18 protein-coding genes are annotated in these 20,224 nt (G+C 70.3%); 3 read left to right on the top strand and 15 right to left on the bottom strand.

Translation table 11 applies throughout. The features are described 5' to 3' along the window. The 4 genes from mrdA to K5L01_RS10265 form a co-directional block, all read right to left on the bottom strand. Entirely contained in the window at positions 1 to 2,016 is a 2,016-nt protein-coding gene (gene mrdA, locus K5L01_RS10280) for a penicillin-binding protein 2 (protein ID WP_425603878.1), read from the bottom strand. 3 nt (positions 2,017 to 2,019) lie between these two features. Next, the gene (mreD, locus tag K5L01_RS10275; protein ID WP_250064301.1) at positions 2,020 to 2,505 is read right to left on the bottom strand and encodes a rod shape-determining protein MreD; all 486 of its coding nucleotides are present in this window, start codon (positions 2,503 to 2,505) and stop codon (positions 2,020 to 2,022) included. Further along, positions 2,502 to 3,515, bottom strand: coding sequence for a rod shape-determining protein MreC (gene mreC, locus K5L01_RS10270; RefSeq protein ID WP_250064300.1), 1,014 nt, complete (start codon positions 3,513 to 3,515; stop codon positions 2,502 to 2,504). The genes mreD and mreC overlap by 4 nt, the downstream gene beginning before the upstream one ends. A gap of 148 nt (positions 3,516 to 3,663) precedes the next feature. Continuing rightward, entirely contained in the window at positions 3,664 to 4,710 is a 1,047-nt protein-coding gene (locus K5L01_RS10265; RefSeq protein ID WP_250064299.1) for a rod shape-determining protein, read from the bottom strand. Between the two features lie 228 nt (positions 4,711 to 4,938). Here K5L01_RS10265 and K5L01_RS10260 point away from each other — a divergent pair, with 228 nt between their 5' ends. Next, a complete protein-coding gene (locus tag K5L01_RS10260; protein ID WP_250064298.1) occupies positions 4,939 to 5,871 on the top strand; it encodes a carbohydrate kinase family protein in 933 nt (310 codons plus the stop codon). A 27-nt stretch (positions 5,872 to 5,898) separates the two neighbouring features. Here K5L01_RS10260 and K5L01_RS10255 read toward each other — a convergent pair whose 3' ends face one another. The 7 genes from K5L01_RS10255 to ubiE form a co-directional block, all read right to left on the bottom strand. Further along, positions 5,899 to 6,471 (bottom strand): HAD family hydrolase, encoded by a 573-nt coding sequence (locus tag K5L01_RS10255; RefSeq protein ID WP_250064604.1) that lies wholly within the window; start codon positions 6,469 to 6,471, stop codon positions 5,899 to 5,901. Positions 6,472 to 6,518: 47 nt separating this feature from the next. Next, the gene (locus tag K5L01_RS10250; RefSeq protein WP_250064297.1) at positions 6,519 to 7,250 is read right to left on the bottom strand and encodes a hypothetical protein; all 732 of its coding nucleotides are present in this window, start codon (positions 7,248 to 7,250) and stop codon (positions 6,519 to 6,521) included. Positions 7,251 to 7,317: 67 nt separating this feature from the next. Next, complete coding sequence (locus K5L01_RS10245) at positions 7,318 to 7,719, bottom strand: roadblock/LC7 domain-containing protein (protein WP_250064296.1); 402 nt, start codon at positions 7,717 to 7,719, stop codon at positions 7,318 to 7,320. 13 nt (positions 7,720 to 7,732) lie between these two features. Next, positions 7,733 to 8,338: a GTP-binding protein gene (locus K5L01_RS10240; RefSeq protein ID WP_250064295.1), complete on the bottom strand. Its 606-nt coding sequence runs from the start codon at positions 8,336 to 8,338 to the stop codon at positions 7,733 to 7,735. Then, complete coding sequence (locus K5L01_RS10235) at positions 8,335 to 8,772, bottom strand: hypothetical protein (protein WP_250064294.1); 438 nt, start codon at positions 8,770 to 8,772, stop codon at positions 8,335 to 8,337. The genes K5L01_RS10240 and K5L01_RS10235 overlap by 4 nt, the downstream gene beginning before the upstream one ends. A 388-nt stretch (positions 8,773 to 9,160) precedes the next feature. After that, positions 9,161 to 11,095, bottom strand: coding sequence for a M1 family metallopeptidase (locus K5L01_RS10230; RefSeq protein WP_250064293.1), 1,935 nt, complete (start codon positions 11,093 to 11,095; stop codon positions 9,161 to 9,163). 78 nt (positions 11,096 to 11,173) lie between these two features. Next, positions 11,174 to 11,938 carry a bifunctional demethylmenaquinone methyltransferase/2-methoxy-6-polyprenyl-1,4-benzoquinol methylase UbiE gene (gene ubiE, locus K5L01_RS10225; protein WP_250064292.1) on the bottom strand — a complete coding sequence of 255 codons (765 nt, stop codon included), beginning with the start codon at positions 11,936 to 11,938 and terminating at the stop codon, positions 11,174 to 11,176. 111 nt (positions 11,939 to 12,049) lie between these two features. Between ubiE and K5L01_RS10220 the strand changes: the two genes are divergently transcribed. Continuing rightward, the gene (locus K5L01_RS10220) at positions 12,050 to 12,502 is read left to right on the top strand and encodes a nucleoside deaminase (RefSeq protein WP_250064291.1); all 453 of its coding nucleotides are present in this window, start codon (positions 12,050 to 12,052) and stop codon (positions 12,500 to 12,502) included. Positions 12,503 to 12,765: 263 nt separating this feature from the next. Here the strand turns inward: K5L01_RS10220 and smeE are convergent, their stop codons facing one another. Then, the gene (gene smeE / locus K5L01_RS10215; protein ID WP_250064290.1) at positions 12,766 to 15,912 is read right to left on the bottom strand and encodes a multidrug efflux RND transporter permease subunit SmeE; all 3,147 of its coding nucleotides are present in this window, start codon (positions 15,910 to 15,912) and stop codon (positions 12,766 to 12,768) included. Between the two features lie 12 nt (positions 15,913 to 15,924). Continuing rightward, on the bottom strand, positions 15,925 to 17,094 hold the full coding sequence (locus K5L01_RS10210) for an efflux RND transporter periplasmic adaptor subunit (RefSeq protein ID WP_250064289.1): 1,170 nt from the start codon (positions 17,092 to 17,094) through the stop codon (positions 15,925 to 15,927). A gap of 223 nt (positions 17,095 to 17,317) precedes the next feature. Here K5L01_RS10210 and K5L01_RS10205 point away from each other — a divergent pair, with 223 nt between their 5' ends. Then, positions 17,318 to 17,989, top strand: a complete 672-nt coding sequence (locus K5L01_RS10205; RefSeq protein ID WP_250064288.1) for a TetR family transcriptional regulator — start codon at positions 17,318 to 17,320, stop codon at positions 17,987 to 17,989. 83 nt (positions 17,990 to 18,072) lie between these two features. Here the strand turns inward: K5L01_RS10205 and hslU are convergent, their stop codons facing one another. Further along, positions 18,073 to 19,446: an ATP-dependent protease ATPase subunit HslU gene (hslU, locus tag K5L01_RS10200; RefSeq protein ID WP_250064287.1), complete on the bottom strand. Its 1,374-nt coding sequence runs from the start codon at positions 19,444 to 19,446 to the stop codon at positions 18,073 to 18,075. 98 nt (positions 19,447 to 19,544) lie between these two features. Further along, positions 19,545 to 20,096: an ATP-dependent protease subunit HslV gene (hslV, locus tag K5L01_RS10195; protein ID WP_250064286.1), complete on the bottom strand. Its 552-nt coding sequence runs from the start codon at positions 20,094 to 20,096 to the stop codon at positions 19,545 to 19,547. Positions 20,097 to 20,224 lie beyond the last annotated feature (128 nt).

Below are 20,224 nucleotides of genomic sequence, written 5' to 3'. Positions count from 1 at the left end.
TCACGGCCGTTCCTCCGGCGGCACTGCGGCCGGCGCCGCGGTGTCCGCTTCCCTTTCAGTGTCCGTGTCCGTGGCCGGCAGCGTCTCCTCCGGCGCGTCCGGCGTACCGGCATCGGCGGCCGGCGGGGCGCTTCCGGCCGCCGCGCCTCCGCCCTCGGGCGGCGCGTCGTCGGCATCGCCGGGCGTGACGCCCAGCAGCCAGGCGTCGAACACCTTGCGGGCGATCGGCGCCGCCGCGGCGCCGCCGTAGCCTCCGCCCTCGACCGCGACCGCGATCGCGATCCGCGGCTCGTCCGCCGGCGCGAAGCCGATGAACAGCGCGCGGTGGCGCAGGTGCATCGGCAGGCTCTTCGGATTCACCGCGGCCGTGCCCTTGCGGCTGACCACCTGTGCGGTGCCGGTCTTGCCGGCCATGCGGTACGGCGCGCCGGCGGCCACGCGCCAGCCGCTGCCGCCAGGCTGCATCGTGCCCATCATGCCTTCGCGCACCGCCTGCAGGTTGGCCGGATTGGGGCTGATCGGCCGGGCCGGCGGCTGCGGCAAGGGCGCCCAGTCATGGTCGAACGCCACGCGCTGCTCGACCGCCAGGTGCGGCCTGCGCAGCTGGCCGGACGCCAGCCCGCCGGCGCCGCGCACCAGCTGCAGCGGCGTCACCTTCCACAGTCCCTGGCCGATGCTGGCATTGACCATGTCGCCGGGATACCAGCGCTCGTTGCGCAGCCGGGCCTTGGCCGCCGGCGACGGCAGGATGCCGTCGATCTCGCCGGCCAGGTCGATGCCGGTGGGAGTGCCGAAGCCATAGCCGCCCATGTACTGGTCGTAGCGCTCCACTCCCATGTCGGTGCCGAGCTGGTAGTAGTAGGTGTTCACCGACTGCGAGATCGACTTACGCAGGTCGGTCCAGCCATGTCCGCCCCGGTTGGCGTCGCCCCAGCCGCGGCTCACCCCCGGCAGGTAGAACATGCCCCGCGACAGCACCTTGTCCTCCGGCCGCCGCAGGCCGCTGTCCAGCCCGGCCAGGCCGAGGAACGGCTTGACCGTGGAGCCGGGCGCGACCCCGCCGAGCACCAGCCGGTTGAACTGCGGCCGCGACGGGTTCTCGTTGAGCCGCTTGAAGTCCGCGTGGGAGATGCCGTTGACGAACAGGTTCGGGTCGTAGGACGGCAGGCTGACCATGGCCAGGATCTCGCCGCTGCGCGGATCGATCGCCACCGCCGAGCCCTCCTGGCCGGTGAAGGCCTCCACCATCGCCCGCTGCAGGTCGACATCGATGGACAGGCGCAGGTCGGTGCCCGACTGCGCCGGCACCCGGCCGACGGTACGGATCGCCCGCCCCTGCACGTTGGTCTCCACCTGCTCGTAGCCGACCTTCCCGCGCAGCTGGCGCTCGTAGAACCGCTCCAGCCCGGACTTGCCGATATGGGTCAGCGCGGCATTGCCCTCGCCCAGCTCCTTGAGGTCCTTGTCGTCGACCCGGCCGACGTAGCCGATGACATGCGCGAGCAGCTCGCCATAGGGATAGCGGCGGGTCAGGTAGGGCTCCAGCTCCACGCCCGGGTAGCGCCAGCGGTCCACCGCGAAACGGGCCATCTCCTCGTCGCTGACGCGCAGTTTCAGGGTCACCGGGATGAAACTGCGGCGCGCCTTGCGCGACTGCTCGAACCGCTCGATGTCCTCGTCGTCGAGATCGAACAGGGTGCGCAGGCCGGCCAGCGTGGCGGCCATGTCCTCGACCTTGTTGGGGGTGACATCGAGCCGGAACGCCGGCACGTTCTCGGCCAGCAGGCGGCCCTTGCGGTCGTAGATCAGGCCGCGCCCCGGCACCACCGGCCGCGCCTTGATGCGGTTGGCCTCCGAGCGGGTGGCGTAGACGTCGTGGTCGAGCACCTGCAGCTTGAAGTACCAGGCCCCGAGCACGCCCAGCCCCAGCACCACGCCGAGGAAGCCGAGCGCCGCACGCCGCCGGAACTGCTCGACCTCGGCCTGCGGGTTCTTCTGCTGGCGTCGCCCGTACATGGCCTAGCGCCCGCGCTTGCCCAGCCGCGCGGCGTCCAGCAGCAGGTACACCGGCAACCACAGCAGCATGCCCGGCAACGGCGCCCACCAGTAGCTCCACGGCAGCAGCGGCTCGACCGTGAACAGATGGATGGCGGCGTCGATGATGCGGTCGTTGACCAGCAGGCCGCCGATCGCCAGGGCCTGCTGCGACAACGGGAAGAAGCGGATGCGGGCACGGAAGCGCTGCAGGATGAAGGCCAGCACCACCAGCCGCAGCGCCTGCTCGCCGAGGATCCCGCCGTACAGCAGGTCGGCCAGCAGCCCGATGCAGAACGCGAAGCCCAGCCCGGCCCGTTCCGGGGTCTCGATCACCCAGTAGGCCAGCACCAGCGCCAGCCAGTACGGCCGGATCGGCTGCAGCAGCGCCGGCAGCGGCACCAGCCCCAGCAGCAGCGCGGCCGCCACGCTGACCGGCAACACCCAGCCGCGGTTGCGCAGGCGGCTCATGGACGCTCTCCCGCCGCGGCCGCCGGTGGGCCTGCCGGTGCCGGCGGCTCCGCGGGGCGGTCCGCGGGCGGCGGCACCGGCTCGCGGGCACTGCCGGCGGCAGGCGCCGCATCCGGGTCGGCCGGCCCGGGCGAAGGCGGCTCCAGCCCGCTGGTCACCGGCATCCGCGCGATTTCCGGTACCGAGCGCAGCAGCAGCACGTCGCGGCCGCGGTCGAGCTTGGCCGCAGGCTCCAGCCCGCCGACCAGGAACGCATGGGTATCGTCGGGGCTGAGCTCCAGGATGCGGCCGACCGGGAAGCCGGCCGGGAACCGGCCGCCGAGCCCGGAGGTGACGATCTCGTCGCCCACCTCCACGCCGGCGCTGAGCGGAATGTCGCGCAGCTCCAGGCGGTCGCCGCGGCCGTAGGCGATCAGCCGCACGCCGTTGCGCGCCACGGTCACCGGCACCGCATGGTCGGGGTCGGTCAGCAGCAGCACGGTCGAATGCAGCGGCGTCACCGCGATCACCTGGCCCATCAGACCGCCGGCATCGATCACCGCCTGGCCGACATGGACGCCCTTGCGGCTGCCCGCGTCCAGCACCAGGCGCTGGCGCACCGGGTCCAGGTCGATATCCAGGATCGGCGCCAGCTGCACGTCCAGACCGCTGCGCTCGGCCACGTTCAGCAGCTCGCGCAGCTGCGCGTTGTCCAGCGCCGCGGTCTGCAGCCGGGTGAGCCGGGCATTGGCCAGCAGCAACTGGTTGCGCAGCTCGCGGTTCTCGGCCACCAGTTGCTGGTGGCTGGCGGCATTGTCGCGGACCGACGCCCCCAGCCGCCCCGGCAGGCCGGCCAGCGCCCAGACCGGCTGCGCGACCACGCCCGCCTGCTGCCGCAGGCGCGCCAGCCAGCCGCCCTGGTCGTCGAGCACGATCAGGGTGATCGCCAGCGCCAGATAGGCGAGCAGCCGCAGCGTGCTGCTGGCGTCGCCCTGGCGGGAAGCTACGGGTGGTCCGGCGTAAGGAGGCACGGCACGACTGCTGGCAACGAAGGGAGAAAAGGCGGGAACGGGCCGGGCGTGCCCGGCGCGCGGACGGTGGGCGGGTGGCCGGCGCACGGCAGGCGCCGGGAAGCGCACCGCCCCGTCATGTCCCGTCCCCCGTCCGGTTGTGCGCCCATCACTCCGGCGCGAAGAACTCGTTGCCGTGCATGTCCACCAGCTCCAGCGCGCGGCCACCGCCGCGCGCCACGCAGGTCAGCGGATCGTCGGCCACCTGCACGTGCAGCCCGGTCTCCTCGGAGATCAGCCGGTCCAGGTCGCGCAGCAGGGCGCCACCGCCGGTCAGCACGATGCCGCGCTCGGCGACGTCCGCGCCCAGTTCCGGCGGGGTCTGCTCCAGCGCCAGCTTGACCGCCGAGACGATGCCCGAGAGGGGCTCGTGCAGGGCCTCGAGCACCTCGTTGGAACTGATCTTGATCATCTTCGGCACGCCTTCGGCGAGGTTGCGCCCGGTGATCTCCATCTCCTGCACCTCGGCCTGCGGGTAGGCGCAGCCCAGCTCCATCTTGATGCGCTCGGCGGTGACCTCGCCGATCAGCATGCCGTGGTTGCGGCGCACGTAGTTGGTGATGGATTCGTCGAAACGGTCGCCACCGATGCGCACCGAGGCCGAGTAGACGATGCCGTTGAGCGAGATCACCGCCACCTCGGTGGTGCCGCCGCCGATGTCGATGACCATCGAGCCGCGCGCCTCGGTCACCGGCATGCCGGCGCCGATCGCCGCCGCCATCGGTTCCTCGATCAGGTAGACGTCGCGGGCGCCCGCCTCTTCCGCGGACTCCTTGATGGCGCGCCGCTCGACCTGGGTGGACCCGGCCGGCACGCAGACCAGCACCCGCGGGCTGGGGCGCAGCACGCGCGACTTGTGCACCTTCTTTATGAAGTGCTTGAGCATCGCCTCGGTGTAGGTGAAGTCGGCGATGACGCCGTCCTTCATCGGGCGGATGGTGCTGATGTGCCCGGGCGTGCGGCCGAGCATCTGCTTGGCCTCGGCCCCGACCGCGGCGACCGAACGGGTGCCGCCGATGGCCCGGTCCTGGCGCACCGCCACCACCGAGGGCTCGTTGAGCACGATCCCCTGCCCGCGGACGTAGATCAGGGTATTGGCCGTGCCTAGGTCGATGGACAGGTCGTTGGAGAACATGCCGCGGAGCTTCTTGAACATCGGGGAACTGATCCTGAGGGCGCGCGCCCACGCCGGATGGCGAAAAAATGGGCAGAAAACGGGGGTTGGCTAGCCTATCAACCCACCCCCGCACGGGCAAGGAGAATCCGGCGGCCACGCGCGCGCCGGCGCGCCCGGGTTCTGGTCGCGCACCGCCGCAGCCAGTACCCTTGTCGCCTTTGGCGCCCCTCGCGCCGGTTCCCTCACACCCGCATAGGCCCGTACGCGATGCCCGCTCTGATCTGTGGTTCCCTTGCCTTCGACACCATCATGGTGTTCCCGGACCAGTTCAAGAACCACATATTGCCGGACAAGGTGCACATCCTGAACGTGTCGTTCCTGGTGCCGCGCATGCGCCGCGAGTTCGGCGGCTGCGCCGGCAACATCGCCTACAACCTGCACCTGCTGGGCGGCGACCCGCTGCCGATGGGGACGGTGGGCTCGGACTTCGGCCCCTACCGCGAGCACTTCGAGGCGCTGGGCATCGACCTGTCGCGGGTGCGGGTGATCGACGAGCTGTTCACCCCGCAGGCGTTCATCACCACCGACCATGACAACAACCAGATCACCGCCTTCCATCCCGGCGCGATGATGCGCTCCCACGAGAACCACGTGAAGGACGTTCCCGGGGTGACCCTGGGCCTCGTCGGCCCGGACGGCCGCGAAGGCATGCTGCAGAACGCGCAGGAATTCAAGGAGATGGGGGTGCCCTTCATCTTCGATCCGGGCCAGGCGATGCCGCTGTTCAACGGCCCCGAGCTGCGCACCTTCATCGAGCAGGCCGACTACGTGGTGGTCAACGACTACGAGTCCAACCTGCTGCAGGAACGCACCGGCTGGAACGAGAAGGAGATCGTCGGCCGGGTCGCGGCCTACATCACCACCCGCGGCCCCAAGGGCGCGGTGATCCATACCCCGGAGAAGAGCTACGACATCCCGCCGGCCCACGAGCGCCGCGTGGTCGACCCGACCGGCTGCGGCGACGCGTTCCGCGCCGGCCTGATCTTCGGCATCCAGAAGGGCTACGACTGGCTGACCATCGGCCGCATGGGCAACCTGATGGGCGCGCTCAAGGTCGAGCACCCCGGCACCCAGAACCAGCGCTTCGATTTCGACGAATTCAACGAGCAGTTCAAGCAGCAGTTCGGCTACGCGCTCTGAGTCCGGGCCCGGCCGCGCCGGCGCCGCTCACCCGGCCGGCGCGCGGCCCTGCCAGCAGGCGAGCAGTTCGCCACAGTCGCGCAGGCGGTACTCGGCCAGGCCCGGCCACGCCCCGTCGGGCTGGTTGACCAGCACCCCGGGCACGCCCGCCGCGCGCGCCGCGGCCAGGTCGTAATAGTGGTCGCCGACCATGCGCATGGCGGCCGGCGCCACCGCCCAGCGCGCGGCGAACGCCTGCAGCCCCGCCGGCGAGGGCTTGGGCTCCACCTCGCCGCGGCCGACGATGTCCACCTCGGCGAAGCAGTCCGCCAGCCCGATCGCCGCCAGCGTCACATGCGCCAGTTCGCGCGCGTTGCGGGTGAGGATGCCCAGCCGGCACCCGGCGGTCTGCAGCGCGCGCACCAGCGCCACCGCGCCCGGCGCCGGCGTGGCGGCCTCGGCCAGCGCCCGCTCGTGGTGCACCAGCCAGGCGTGGCCCGCGGCTGCCTGCGGCGGCGGCAGCCCGGCCAGGTGGTGCAGGATGTCGGCACCGGAAGGAATGCCCAGCTCGCGCCGGATCAGCTCGAAATCGTGCACCGGTTCGGTCAGGGTGCCGTCCATGTCGAACACCCAGTGGCGCACCTGCGGCAACGAGCGCACGCCGCCGCTCAATCCCAGCCCGGCATCTGCCCGCCGTCCAGGCCGCCGACCTCGAACACCGCGCGGCGCTCGCCGCCGGCCTTCACCGGGAAGCCGATCTCGATCGAGCCGGCCTTGCTCGCCTGCCGCCACAGGCCGCGGTTGTCGGTGATGAACATGGCGATGGCCTCGTCGGTGTCCGGCCGGTACGCGGCCATCGGCCGCGCCGCCTGTCCGTCCACCGCCACGCTCACCTGGCAGCGGCGGTAGCAGGTCCGGGCGAAATCGCCGGCCGGCAGCACCAGGTAGGCGTGCCGCTTCCATTCGGGATGGTCGCGGAACACCAGCTGCACCGGCCTGGGGCCGCTGCCGTCCACATCGACCGGGTCCTTGCTGTAGATCGCCGCCGAGCGCTGGGTGCCGCCCTGCGCGGCCACCTGGTTGTAATGCCACAGACCCTGCAGGCGCCGCTGCTCGCGCGCGGCCTCGGCCTTCCCGCGGACCTCGGCGAACCCCGGCTCGATGCGCCCGGCCGCTTCCGATTCGGGGAACTGGTCCAGCAGTGCGGCGCCATGGATCTTCGCCTTTTCCCAGTCGGTGGCGGTCACCGCGGCGTCGTACAGCTTGCCGATGCCCTCGGCATCCGCTTCGCGGCGCGCCTGCGCCTGGGCGGCGGCGGCCTCCTGCTGCCGGCGCTCGGCATCCGGATCGCGGCAGGCCGCAAGCGACAGGATCAGCAGGACAGGCAGGATCGGTTTCATGGGACCACGCTCTCCGGAGGGGACCGCCATGATCGGACAATCGCCGGCCGCGTGCAGCCCCCGGCCGTCAGGGCAGCGCCGCCAGCTGCCCGCTGACGCGCTGCGCATGCAGCAGCAGGCGGCCGAGATTGACCTGGTTGTCGGCTGCGATCAGCAGCACTTCATCCTCGCCGGCCGCACTGAACAGCATCGTCCGCTGCTCGCCGTTGAGGATGACCTGGCGCAGTCCGCCCAGCTCCACCTCGCGGCTGGCCGCCTGCGACAGTGCCAGCAGCGATGCGCTCATCGCACCGATGCGGTCCGGGTCCAGCCGCGGCGCCACCGAGGTGAGGACCCGCCCGTCGGCCGATACCCAGGCCAGCGCCTGCACCCGCGGTTCGTCGGCCTGCAGTCCCAGCAGGATGCGCCGTGCCGCGCTCTGCCGCTGTCCGTCCACGGCATCCGCCGCCTGCCTGTTGTCGATCGCCATCGTCCGTCCTTGCCTAGCCAAGCCGCTCGTGCAGCGCCGCTTCGGGAAACCGCTCGCTCATCTCCAGCAGCGCCGTCGCCACCAGCAACAGCCGTGCGACGCTGCCGCGGTCGCGGGTATCGACCGCCACCACCGGCGGCTGGCAGACGCTGCACGGGCAGTCGCCGGCGCGCGTGCGCAGGCGGAACCGCTCCAGTTCCACGGCCTGGCCGCGGTCGGCACGGGTGATGCCGATCAGCACCGCCGACAGCGCCCGCCCGCGCGCGACCGTGCGCTGCGTCACCTGCGCCAGGTAGTGCTGCAGCTGGCGTTCGGCGTCGGCGGCCGTGCCGTCCACCAGCACGATCGCCGCGCGCGCCTGCGCCAGCAGGATGTCCCACATGTAGTCGAAACGCGCCTGCCCCGGCGCGCCCAGCAGGCGCACCCGCGCACCCTCGCCCAGTTCCAGCGTGCCCATGTCCATCGCCACGGTGGTGGTCGGCTTGTCGCCTTCGCCGGACGCCGACAGGCGCACCTCGGTATCGACCGTGGCGATGTCGCTGGCGGTGCGGACCACCGTCGTCTTGCCCGAGCCCACCGGCCCCATGATCGCCACGCTCCAGTCTTTGGCCGCCGTCACCCGGTCGCTCCCCGCGGCGACAGCAGTTGCCGCCACAGCCGCCGCAGGGTGCCGTCGGCCGCGGCCGCCGGCGTCTCCACCGGCGCCGGGGCGTCGGCTGCACCGTCCATGAACTGCAGGTGCCCGCGCGCATGCAGCTCGACCAGGATCTCCTGGCTGGCGCGGCTGTCGACCTCGGCCAGCTGCGCCACCAGGAACGCCACGGTCTGGCGCCGCGACAGCAGTGCGCAGACCCGCGTCACCAGCGCCGGAGACAAATGCACCGACAGCCGGTCCAGGTCCGGCCAGCGGCCCATGTACACCACGCGCGAACGCAGCGCGGCCCAGGCGGCGCTGCGCTGCGCCTCGCTCATGCCGACGACCGGATCCTGCAGCGGTCCACCGACCAGGCACGCCCGCGCCAGCACCGCAGGGATGAATGACAGGCTCGACATCTCGTGTGCGCCCCCTTTTCAGACACAATCGCAAACGCCCGCGCGCGCCGGGCATCACCCCGTCGCGCCGTGCGGTTTCATTCCCGGAAGGGAACCCCGAAACGATCCACGGAGCCGCTTTCCCCCGAAACGCGGCATCCGGACATGCTCCTTGCACAGGAGCCCGGCGAGTGTCACACACTTCCCGGACAACGTCACCCTCGCCGCGGCCGGCCATGTCCGTGCGCGACCTCCGCCCGCCGCGCCGTGCCATGCCGCGTACGTCATGGGCACCCCGTTCCCGGCGTCCGGCCGCGCCTGCAGCACCGGCCCCCTGCGCACGCCGCCGGGCACCAACGAAAACGGCGGGCCGAAGCCCGCCGTGGAAAGCATCAGGACCGGCGCCGGCTCATTGCCGCTGCGCGGCCTCGGCCTTGGCGATCATGTCCTCCACCGAGACGGTGGTTATCGGGTGGTAGCCCGGCCGGGCCTTGGCGAACACCTCCTTGGCGAACGCCAGCCCCTCGGGGGTCTTCAGCAGCTCGGCATAGATCGGCAGGATCAGCTTGCGGCGGCCCACCGTCTGGATGAACTCCCCGGCCGCCGCCCGGGCGTCGGTGTAGCCGCTGCGGATGGCCAGCGGATACCAGCGCATGGCGACCTCGCCGTTCGGCGTGCCGGTGAAGTGGTAGCCCTTGTCCAGCTGCGCCAGCTTCTCCAGCGGCAGCGTGTCGCCCATGCCGTCGATGAAACGGACCCACTCCTGGGTGCTCCATGCGCCGGTCACCTGGCTGCTGGGCAGTTGCTCGCTGCCCAGGAAGGCGATGCGCGCGGTGTCGACCACGGCGAAGCTGCGCGAGCGCGCCTTGGGAGCGAACGCGGGGATGCCCGGTTCCTCCAGCCACGCCTGCAGCTCGGCATCGCTCACCGCGGCCGGGTTCTTCGGCAGCAGGTTCTTCTTCAGGTAGGCGACGAACTGGTCGGTGTCGGCGCTCTGGAAGGCGTTGTCGTCGAACCAGCCGCGCAGGAACGGATCGAACACCCCGCGCCCGAAACGCTGCTCCAGGAACTGCAGGAACCAGGCACCCTTGACGTAGGCGACGTTGCTCAGGGCCTCGTCCGGGTCGCGCTCGGCCAGCGGCGGCAGTGCCAGCGCCTGGTCGGCCGCGCTCATGCCCTTCACTTCATTGAGCAGGTCGGTCTGGTCGATCTCGCGCTCCATCTCGGCCGCTTCCTCGCCGTACAGGGCTTCGGTGATGCGCGCCTGCACGTAGGTGGTGAAGCCCTCGTTGAGCCAGATGTCCTTCCAGCTCGCGTTGGTCACCAGGTTGCCCGACCAGCTATGCGCCAGTTCGTGCGCGACCAGCGAGACCAACGACTTGTCGCCGACGATCACGGTCGGGGTCGCGAATGTCAGGCGCGGGTTCTCCATGCCGCCGAACGGGAACGACGGCGGCAGCACCAGCATGTCGTAGCGGCCCCAGCGGTATTCGCCGTACAGGTTCTCGGCGGCACCGATCATCTTCTCGGTGTCCTCGAACTCCTTGGCGGCCTTGCCGACCATGGCCGGCTCGGCCCACACCCCGGAACGTGTGGAGATCGGTTCGAACACCAGGTCGCCGGCGGCGATGGCCAGCAGGTAGGACGGGATCGGCTGCGGCATCTTGAAGGCGTAGTCGCCGTCACGCGCGGCCTGCGGATCGTTGTCGGCGCTCATCAACACCATCACGTCCGGGCGGCTGGCCACATGCGCGCTGTAGGTGAAGCGCACACTCGGGGTGTCCTGCAGCGGCACCCACGACCGGGCGTGGATGGCCTGCGACTGGCTGAACATGAAGGGCAGCTTCTTGCCCTCGGTCATGGCCGGCTCCAGCCACTGCAGGCCCGAGGCGGTCGGTGCGGTGTGGTAGGTGATGCGCACGCTGGCCGGCTGCTCCGGGGCCTCGATGCTCAGCTTGCTGCCGAACACCTTGTCGGCAGGGGCCAGGACGAACGCCAGCGGCGAGCCGGCGCCATCGGCGGCGACCGCCTCGACCTTCTCCACGGTCAGCTCGCGGGTGTCCAGCACCAGCTGCCGGGCGGCCTTGTCCTTCCACTCCAGCGTGTAGGTGGCGGTGCCACCGATCTGCTTGGCGTCGAAATCGACCTTCAGGTCCAGCGCCAGGTCCTTGATGACGACCTTGTCCGGTTCGGCGTAGGAGCTTTCATCGTGGCTGCGGCTGACGGTATTCACGGCGGCGGCGGGCTTCTCGGCGACGGGCGCGGCAACGGGTGCGGCGGGGTCCTTGGCGCAGCCGGCGGCAAGCGCGACGGCCAGGGGCAGCATCAGGAAGGGTGAACGCATGGGCTTACCTTTGCGGCGGAAAACGGAGGGTGTCGGCACCGCGCTCCGGACGCAGCCGCGTCCGGCACGCGCGCCGCGCTAGATCTTGTAGCCGGAATGGATGGCGACGATGCCGGCGCTGAGGTTCTTGTAGTGGCAGCGGTCGAACCCGGCCTCGCCCATCATCGCCTTGAGCGCGTCCTGCGGCGGGTGCTTGCGGATGCTCTCGGCCAGGTACTGGTAGCTGTCGCCGTCGCCGCGCGCGAACAGCCTGCCCAGCTTCGGCAGCACCTTGAACGAGTGGAAGTCGTAGATCGGCTTGAACCAGTCGGCGGTGACCTCGGAGAATTCCAGCACCCGGGCCTGGCCGCCGACCTTGAGCACGCGGTACATCTCGCGCAGCGCGGCGTCCTTGTCGGTGACGTTGCGCAGGCCGAAGGAGATGGTCACCAGGTCGAAGCTCTGGTCGGGGAACGGCAGCGCCTCGGCGTTGCACTGCACCCACTCGAAGCCGGCGACGTGGCCGCGGTTGGTGAGCCGGTCGCGCCCCACCGACAGCATGCCGGCGTTGATGTCGCCCAGCACCACGCTGCCGTCGGCACCCAGCCGCTCCTTGAGCAGCACCGCGATGTCGCCGGTGCCGCCGGCCAGGTCCAGCACCCGGTCGCCGGGCTTGACCTGGGCGGTGGCGACGAAATAGCGCTTCCACAACCGATGGATGCCCAGGCTCATCAGGTCGTTCATCAGGTCGTAGTTGTCGGCCACCGACGTGAACACCTGCCCGACCAGCTTCTGCTTGTCCTTGGCCGGCACGTCGCGGAAACCGAAGTGGGTGGTGCCGCTCTTGTAGGGGGATTCGCTCATGGGCCGATTATCGCACTCCCGCGCCGGCGGCGCGCCGGCGGCGCGTCGGCGCCCGGGAAGCCCGGTGGAACGGGCCGCTATGATGGGCGCTCCTCCCGCCAAGGCCCGCCCATGATCGCCACCCCCGACTACCGCGCCCTGCTCGACACCGCCATCGCCGAGGCCCGGCAGGGCCTGGCCGAGGGCGGCATCCCGATCGGCGCGGCGCTGTACCACCGCGACGGCCGCCTGCTCGGCTGCGGCCACAACCGCCGCGTGCAGGAGGGCGACCCGTCGATCCACGGCGAGACCGACGCCTTCCGCAAGGCCGGCCGCCAGCGCGGCTACCGCGACACGGTCATGGTCACCACTCTGGCGCCGTGCTGGTACTGCAGCGGCCTGGTGCGCCAGTTCAACATCGGCACCGTGGTGGTGGGCGAGTCGGTGAGCTTCCGCGGCGGCATCGACTGGCTGCGCGAGAGCGGGGTCGAAGTCATCGACCTGAACGATGCCGGCTGCATCGACATGATGCAGGGCTACATCGGCGCGCACCCGGACGTCTGGAACGAGGACATCGGCGAATAGCCGCGGAGCCCCCCGCCGCGCCTGCACAGCGCGGGGGACGCGCCCCTGGTGCCGGCGTCGCCCTGCGGCGCGATGCTCCACCCCGATGCATGCCCGGACCCGGGCAGCGGCCGCGACGGTGCCGGCGTCGCCCTGCATCGGGCGCTCCCGCCTCCCCTGCACCGTGAGGCAGCCTGCCCCTCGGCCTGCCTCGCGGTCCCCGGAACGCGGAACGCCGGGCGATGCCCGGCGTTCCGCGTCCTGCATTCTCCGGCCCGGCCGCGTCAGCCGCCGGCGGTGCCGTCCTGGGCCGGCAGGCGCCGGCGGTTGAACACCCGCTGCACCACCACGAAGAACAGCGGGATGAAGAACACGCCCAGCACGGTGCCGGCCAGCATGCCGCCCAGCACGCCGGTGCCGATGGCGCGCTGCGCCCCCGAACCGGCGCCCGAGGCGATGGCCAGCGGCAGCACGCCGAGGCCAAACGCCAGCGAGGTCATGATGATCGGCCGCAGGCGGTCGCGCACCGCATGCATGGTCGCCTCGATCACGCCCACGCCCCGGTCCAGGTTCTCCTTGGCGAACTCCACGATCAGGATCGCGTTCTTCGAGGTCAGGCCGACCGTGGTCAGCATCGCCACCTGGAAGTAGATGTCGCGTTCCATGCCGCGGAAGGTGTTGGCCAGCACCGCGCCGAGGATGCCCATCGGCGCCACCAGCAGCACCGCGGTCGGCACGCTCCAGCTTTCGTACAGCGCGGCCAGGCACAGGAACACGATCAGCAGCGACAGCGTATACAGCAGCGGTGTCTGCGACCCGGCTTCACGCTCCTGGTAGGACAGCGCGGTCCATTCGATGCCGAAGCCCTCCGGCAGCTGCTTGGCCAGGCGCTCGATCTCGGCCATGGCCACGCCCGAGGCGACGTCCGGCGCGGTCTCGCCCTGGATCTCCACCGCCGACACGCCGTTGTAGCGCTCCAGGCGCGGCGAACCATAGTCCCAGCGCTGGCTGGCAAAGGCCGAGAACGGCACCATCTGCCCGTCCTTGTTCTTCACCGACCACAGCTGGAAGTCCTCCGGGTTCATGCGGAAGGCGTCGTCGGCCTGCACATAGACCCGCTTGACCCGGCCACGGTCGACGAAGTCGTCGATGTAGTTCGAGCCCCAGGCCGCCGACAGGGTGCCGTTGATCGCATCCAGCGAGAGCCCGTGGGCACCGGCCTTGGCCGCATCGATGTCGATCCGCAGCTGCGGGGTGTCCTCCTGGCCGTTGGGACGGACGTTGGCGAGCTTGTCGCTCTCCCCGGCCAGGCCCAGCAGCGTGTTCCGCGCGGCCACCAGGGCCTCGTGGCCGTGGCCGCCGTTGTCCTTGAGGAAGAACGAATAGCCCGACGCGATGCCCAGCTCCGGCATCGCCGGCGGCGGGAAGGCGAAGATGAAGGCATCCTTGATCTGGCCCAGCGCCATCATCGCCCGGCCGGTGATCGGCATCACCCCGTCCTTGCCGCCGCGCTCGCCCCAGTCCTTGAGCTTGATGAAGGCGATGCCGGCGTTCTGGCCCATGCCGCCGAAGCTGAAGCCCTGCACCGAGAACACCGATTCCACGGCGTCCTTCTCGTTTTCCAGGAAGTGTTCTTCCAGCTTGTAGATCGATTCCAGGGTGCGCTCCTGGGTGGCGCCGACCGGCGCCTGCACCATCGCCATCAGCACGCCCTGGTCCTCGTTGGGCAGGAACGAACTGGGCAGGCGCATGAACAGCAGCACCATCGCCAGCGACAGCGCCACGAACACCGCCATGAACCGCCAGGGCCGCGCCAGGATGCCGCGCACGCCGCGCTGGTAGGTGGCGCTGGAGCGGTCGAAGCCGCGGTTGAAGGCACCGAAGAAACGGCCGGCCGGACCGCGGTGGGTCACATGCTGCTCGCCCTTCTTCAACGGCTTGAGCATGGTCGCGCACAGCGCCGGGGTCAGCACGATCGCCACCAGCACCGACAGGGCCATCGCCGAGACGATGGTGGCCGAGAACTGGCGGTAGATCACCCCGGTGGAGCCGGACATGAAGGCCATCGGCACGAACACCGCCGACAGCACCAGGCCGATGCCGACCAGGGCGCCGGTGATCTGGCTCATGGACTTGCGGGTGGCCTCCAGCGGCGACAGGCCTTCCTCGGCCATGATCCGCTCGACGTTCTCCACCACCACGATGGCATCGTCCACCAGCAGGCCGATCGCCAGCACCATGGCGAACATGGTCAGCATGTTGATCGAGAAGCCCAGCACCGCGAGCACGCCGAAGGTGCCCAGCAGCACCACCGGCACCGCGATCGTCGGGATCAGCGTGGCGCGGAAGTTCTGCAGGAACAGGTACATCACCAGGAACACCAGCGCGATCGCCTCGAGCAGGGTCTTGACCACGCCCTTGATCGACACCTTCACGAACGGCGTGGTGTCGAACGGCACCACCGCGGTCAGCCCGCGCGGGAAGCCCGGCTTGAGGTCGTCCAGCGCCGTGCGCACGCCCTCGGCGGTGGCCAGGGCGTTGGCGCCGGTGGCCAGGGTGATGGCGATGCCGGTGGAGGGCTTGCCGTTGTAGCGGGTCACGAACTCGTAGGTCTCCGCGCCCAGTTCGACCCGTGCGATGTCGCCCAGCCGCAGCACCGAGCCGTCGGCCTCGCTGCGCACCACGATGGCGCGGAACTGTTCGGGCGTCTGCAGCCGGTCCTGGGCGTTGATGGTGGCGTTGAGCTGCTGGCCCTTGATCGCCGGCGCGCCGCCGAGCTGGCCGACCGCCACCTGGGCGTTCTGCGCCCGCACCGCCGCGGTCACCTCGTCCACCGACACCTGGTAGCTGTGCAGCTTGTTGGGATCCAGCCAGATGCGCATGGCGTACTTGCCGCCGAACACCTGGATGTTGCCGACGCCGGGCACGCGGCTGAGCGGATCGACGATGCTCGAACCGACATAGTCGGCGATGTCGTTCTCGTCCATGCTGCCGTCATCGGAGACGAAGCCCACCACCTGCAGGAAGCCGCTGGAGGACTTGGCCACATTGATGCCCTGGCGCTGCACTTCCTGCGGCAGCAGCGGCATGGCCAGCTGCAGCTTGTTCTGCACCTGCACCTGGGCGATGTCCGGATCGGTGCCGCTCTGGAAGGTCAGGGTGATGGTGGCCAGACCGTTGGAGGAGCTTTCGGACGAGAAGTACAGCAGTCCGTCCAGCCCCTTCATGTTCTGCTCGATGATCTGCGTCACCGAATCCTCGATCACCTTGGCCGAGGCGCCCGGATAGGTGGCGCTGATCTCCACCGACGGCGGCGCGACCTCCGGGTACATGGAGATCGGCAGCTTGAGCATCGCCAGTGCGCCGGCGAGCATGATGATGATGGCGATGACCCACGCGAAGATGGGCCGATCGATGAAAAAACGAGCCATGGATGTCTCCGCTTACGGCTGTGCGGCCGGCGCGGCCGGCTTGGCGGTTTTGGCGTCTGCACCCTTCTCAGTGGCCTGCACCGGCATTCCAGGGGCGATCTTCTGCAGCCCTTCGACGATCACCTTGTCGCCGGCCTCCAGGCCCTCCTCGACCAGCCAGGTGTCGCCGACGGTGCGGCTGACGGTGACCGGACGCACGGCGACCTTGCCCTCGGCATCGACCACCATCGCGCTGGTATCGCCCTTCGGGTCGCGGGCGATGCCCTGCATCGGCACCAGCAGGGCCTGCTGGCGGACGCCGCTGCCGACCACCGCGCGCACGAACATGCCCGGCATCAGCACCTGCTCGGGGTTGTCCACGCGCACGCGCAGGGCGTAGGTGCCGGTGGAGGGATCGACATTGACCTCGGAGAATTCCAGCACGCCCTGGTGGGCGAACGGCGTGCCGTCCTCGAGCAGGATCTCCACCGGCATGCCGGCGACGTCCTGCAGGCGGCCGGCGTTCAATTCCCGGCGCAGCTGCAGCAGCTCGGCCGAGGACTGGCTGACGTCGATGTAGATCGGATCGAGCTGGCTGATCGTGGCCAGCGGATCGGCCTGGCCGGCACTGACCAGCGCCCCCTGGGTGACGCTGGACTTGCCGATCCGGCCGCTGATCGGCGCGGTGATGCGCGCATAGCCGAGAGTGACGTTGGCCGCGTCCAGCGCGGCGCGCGCGGCACCGACATCGGCCACGGCCTGCTGCATCGCCGCCTGCGCGTTCTCGTCGTCCTGGGTGCTGATGACCCGCGAGGCGATCAGCTCGCTGCTGCGGCGGGCGGCCAGGCGCGCGGCGTTGGCGCTGGCCTCGGCACGCGCCAGCTGCGCCCGCGCGCTGTTGGCCTGGGCACGGTAGGCGGCGTCGTCCAGCTGGTACAGCGGCTGCCCCTGCGCGACCACGCTGCCTTCGGTGAACAGCCGCTTGGCGACGATGCCGTTGACCTGCGGGCGCACTTCGGCGATCTGGGTGGCGGTGGCGCGGCCGGCCAGCTCGCGGGTCAGGGTGACCGGCTGGGTCTTGAGGGTGACGACGGTGACGTTCCCGGCGCCGCCCTCGGGCTGCGGCGGCTGGCCGCCACAGGCGGCCAATGCGCCGGCGACCAGCAATGACAGGATGGCGGGACGGGCGATCGATCGGCTCATGGCGCAGGACTCGGGAAGTAGTGAGAGGCCGCATGCCGCAGGCCAGGCCGGACGATGCGGCAGGCCCATGGCGGCGTTCGGCGGCGCACGGGACGGGGAAACCCCGCACCGTACCGCGATGGCTGGCGGACTGAACGCGGAAGAATACATACATACACGTCTGTTTGTAAATTGCTAGAATTCAGACAGGTTTCATGTGGACCGTGCACAACAAAACGAGGCGATGGCACGCAAGAGCAAAGAGGAATCACAGGCCACCCGCGAGGGCATCCTCGACGCGGCCGTGGCCTGTTTCCACGAACGGGGGGTGGTCGCGACCACCCTGGCGATGATCGCCGCGCGCGCCGGCTACACCCGCGGCGCGGTGTACTGGCATTTCAAGAACAAGACCGAAGTCCTGGAGGCGATGATCGAGCGCGAGCGCATGCCGTTCGTGCAGCGCCTGCAGCGCACCTATGCGCCGCAGCGGCAGACGCCGGTGCAGGACCTGCGCTCGGTGATCCGCGTCTCGCTGGCGGAGCTGGCCAACGACCCGCGCCAGCGCCACCTGATGGAGATCCTGCTGCGCTGCGAGCAGTCCAGCGAAAGCCGGAGCATCCAGTCCATGCAGCGGCAGAACTCGCAGGAAGAACTGGACATGGTGGGCCGGGCGCTGGAACGGGCCCGCGAACTGGGACAGCTGCGCGAAGGCACGGATGCGGCCATTGCCAGCCGCATCCTGCACATCGGCCTCACCGGCGCGCTCTACAACGCCATGGCGCAGCCGGAGGAATACGACCTGGAACGCGACGGACTGAAGATCATGGACGTGGTGCTGCAGGCCTACGTGCGCGACGGCGTGTTCGAGCCGGGCGTATTCCCGCAGGACGACGACAGCGCCGCCTGGGACCTCTGAGACGGGCGGCGGCGCCGCGCCCCCGCCGGCGCGGCCCGGGGAAGCCCGCAGGCGGCGGGCCCCGGCTTTGCCGCCGGCCGCGGCTACAGGATGTAGCGGCTCAGGTCCGGGTCCTGCACCAGCTCGCCCAGGTACCGGTCGACATAGGCCACATCGATGGTGACCGATTCGCCATCGCGGTCCGGCGCCTCGTAGCTGAGCGTATCCAGCAGCCGCTCCAGCACGGTGTGCAGGCGGCGGGCGCCGATGTTCTCCTGGCGCTCGTTGACCTGGAAGGCGATCTCCGCCAGGCGCTCGATGGCATCGCCGGTGAAGCCGGCCTTGACGCCCTCGGTGGCCAGCAACGCTTCGTACTGCTTGGTCAGCGCGGCCCTCGGCTCGGTCAGGATGCGCACGAAGTCGGCCTTGCTCAGCGCCCCCAGCTCCACCCGGATCGGGAAGCGGCCCTGCAGCTCTGGGATCAGGTCGCTGGGCTTGGCCAGGTGGAATGCACCGGAAGCGATGAACAGGATGTGGTCGGTCTTGATCGTGCCGTACTTGGTGGACACCGTGGAGCCTTCCACCAGCGGCAGCAGGTCGCGCTGCACGCCCTCGCGCGAGACGTCGCCGCCGGAGGCGTTGGCATCGCCGCGCTTGGCGACCTTGTCGATCTCGTCGATGAACACGATGCCGTGCTGCTCGCAGGCCTCGATCGCGGCGGCGCGGACGTCGTCCTCGTTGACCAGCTTGCCGGCCTCTTCCTCGACCAGCAGCGGGCGCGCGGCCCTGATCGTCAGGGTGCGCTTGTTCGACTTGCCGCCGCCGAGGTTGGCGAACATCGACTTCAGCTGCTGGCCCATCTCCTCCATGCCCGGCGGGGTCATGATGTCCATGCTGACGTTGGCGGCCATGTCCAGCTCGATCTCGCGCTCGTCCAGTTCGCCGGCGCGCAGCATGCGCCGGAACTTGACGCGGGTCTCGCTGTCGGCCGCCGACGGCTCGTTGCGCGCGGCTTCCGCGTCGAAGCCGATACCGGCGCTGCGGCGCGGCAACAGCGCGTCGAGGATGCGGTCCTCGGCCTTCTCCTCGGCCTGGGTGCGCACCCGCACCTTGGCCTGCTCGCGGTACAGCTTGACCGCGGTATCGGCCAGGTCGCGGATGATCTGCTCCACGTCCTTGCCGACATAGCCGACCTCGGTGAAGCGCGTGGCCTCCACCTTGACGAACGGCGCATTGGCCAGCGTGGCCAGGCGGCGCGCGATCTCGGTCTTGCCGACGCCGGTGGGGCCGATCATCAGGATGTTCTTCGGCATCACCTCGTTGCGCAGCTCCGCCGGCAACTGCATCCGCCGCCAGCGGTTGCGCAGGGCGATGGCGACCGCGCGCTTGGCGTCGTGCTGGCCGACGATGTGGCGGTCCAGTTCCTGCACGATCTCGCGCGGGGTCATGGTGGCGGAGGAAACTTCGATCTTCGACATGGATGTGCTCACGGATTCGGGGGAAGTGCCGGCCGTGGGCCGGCAGCCCTGGCAGGCCAGGAACGCTGCGGTTGCCGGCCGGGGCCGGCGCGGCCGCCTTACAGTTCCTCGACCACCACGTTGGTGTTGGTGTAGATGCAGATGCCGCCGGCGATGCTGATCGCCTCGGTCGCCACCGACTTCGCGTCCATCTCGGTGTGCGCGAGCAGCGCGCGCGCCGCACTCAGCGCGTACGAACCACCGGAGCCGATGGCGATGATGCCGTCCTCCGGCTCGATCACGTCGCCGGTGCCGCTGATGATCAGCGAGGTCTCGCGGTCGGCCACGGCGAGCAGTGCTTCGAGCTTTCCGTAGCGGCGGTCGGTACGCCAGTCCTTGGCCAGCTCCACCGCGGCGCGGGTCAGCTGGCCGTGCTTCTCGAGCTTGGCCTCGAACAGCTCGAACAGGGTGAAGGCGTCGGCGGCGGCGCCGGCGAAACCGGCCAGCACCTGGCCGTCGCGGCCCAGCCGGCGCACCTTGCGCGCATTACCCTTCATCACCGTGTGGCCCAGCGTCACCTGGCCATCGCCGGCGATCGCCACCTGGTCGCCGCGGCGCACGCAGCAGATGGTGGTGGCATGGAAAACGTTCGGGTTCTGGCTGGGATCCATTGCGGGGCCTCCGGGGGGTCCCGGAAACAATGGGGACGTCCCCGGAGGGTTCAAGCGCGGCCCCGCGGACCCGGGCATGCGATTCAGGTCGGCCGTCCGCCGGGCGCGGGCAGGATGCAGGCCTGGCC

The sequence above is a fragment of the Stenotrophomonas mori genome (genome assembly GCF_023556335.1).
GTDB classification, from domain to species: Bacteria; Pseudomonadota; Gammaproteobacteria; order Xanthomonadales; family Xanthomonadaceae; genus Stenotrophomonas; species Stenotrophomonas mori.
Note: the sequence above shows the minus strand (reverse complement) of the source record. Positions and strands in the feature narration are given on the sequence as shown.

Coding starts and splice junctions, on each gene's coding strand:
- hslU (WP_250064287.1), bottom strand. CDS start 19,446: ATGTCGAAGATCGAAGTTTCCTCCGCCACCATGACCCCGCGCGAGATC.
- mreD (WP_250064301.1), bottom strand. CDS start 2,505: ATGAGCCGCCTGCGCAACCGCGGCTGGGTGTTGCCGGTCAGCGTGGCG.
- K5L01_RS10250 (WP_250064297.1), bottom strand. CDS start 7,250: ATGAAACCGATCCTGCCTGTCCTGCTGATCCTGTCGCTTGCGGCCTGC.
- K5L01_RS10230 (WP_250064293.1), bottom strand. CDS start 11,095: ATGCGTTCACCCTTCCTGATGCTGCCCCTGGCCGTCGCGCTTGCCGCC.
- K5L01_RS10205 (WP_250064288.1), top strand. CDS start 17,318: ATGGCACGCAAGAGCAAAGAGGAATCACAGGCCACCCGCGAGGGCATC.
- mrdA (WP_425603878.1), bottom strand. CDS start 2,016: ATGTACGGGCGACGCCAGCAGAAGAACCCGCAGGCCGAGGTCGAGCAG.
- K5L01_RS10220 (WP_250064291.1), top strand. CDS start 12,050: ATGATCGCCACCCCCGACTACCGCGCCCTGCTCGACACCGCCATCGCC.
- ubiE (WP_250064292.1), bottom strand. CDS start 11,938: ATGAGCGAATCCCCCTACAAGAGCGGCACCACCCACTTCGGTTTCCGC.
- K5L01_RS10210 (WP_250064289.1), bottom strand. CDS start 17,094: ATGAGCCGATCGATCGCCCGTCCCGCCATCCTGTCATTGCTGGTCGCC.
- K5L01_RS10260 (WP_250064298.1), top strand. CDS start 4,939: ATGCCCGCTCTGATCTGTGGTTCCCTTGCCTTCGACACCATCATGGTG.
- hslV (WP_250064286.1), bottom strand. CDS start 20,096: ATGGATCCCAGCCAGAACCCGAACGTTTTCCATGCCACCACCATCTGC.
- K5L01_RS10265 (WP_250064299.1), bottom strand. CDS start 4,710: ATGTTCAAGAAGCTCCGCGGCATGTTCTCCAACGACCTGTCCATCGAC.
- K5L01_RS10245 (WP_250064296.1), bottom strand. CDS start 7,719: ATGGCGATCGACAACAGGCAGGCGGCGGATGCCGTGGACGGACAGCGG.
- K5L01_RS10255 (WP_250064604.1), bottom strand. CDS start 6,471: ATGGACGGCACCCTGACCGAACCGGTGCACGATTTCGAGCTGATCCGG.
- smeE (WP_250064290.1), bottom strand. CDS start 15,912: ATGGCTCGTTTTTTCATCGATCGGCCCATCTTCGCGTGGGTCATCGCC.
- K5L01_RS10235 (WP_250064294.1), bottom strand. CDS start 8,772: ATGTCGAGCCTGTCATTCATCCCTGCGGTGCTGGCGCGGGCGTGCCTG.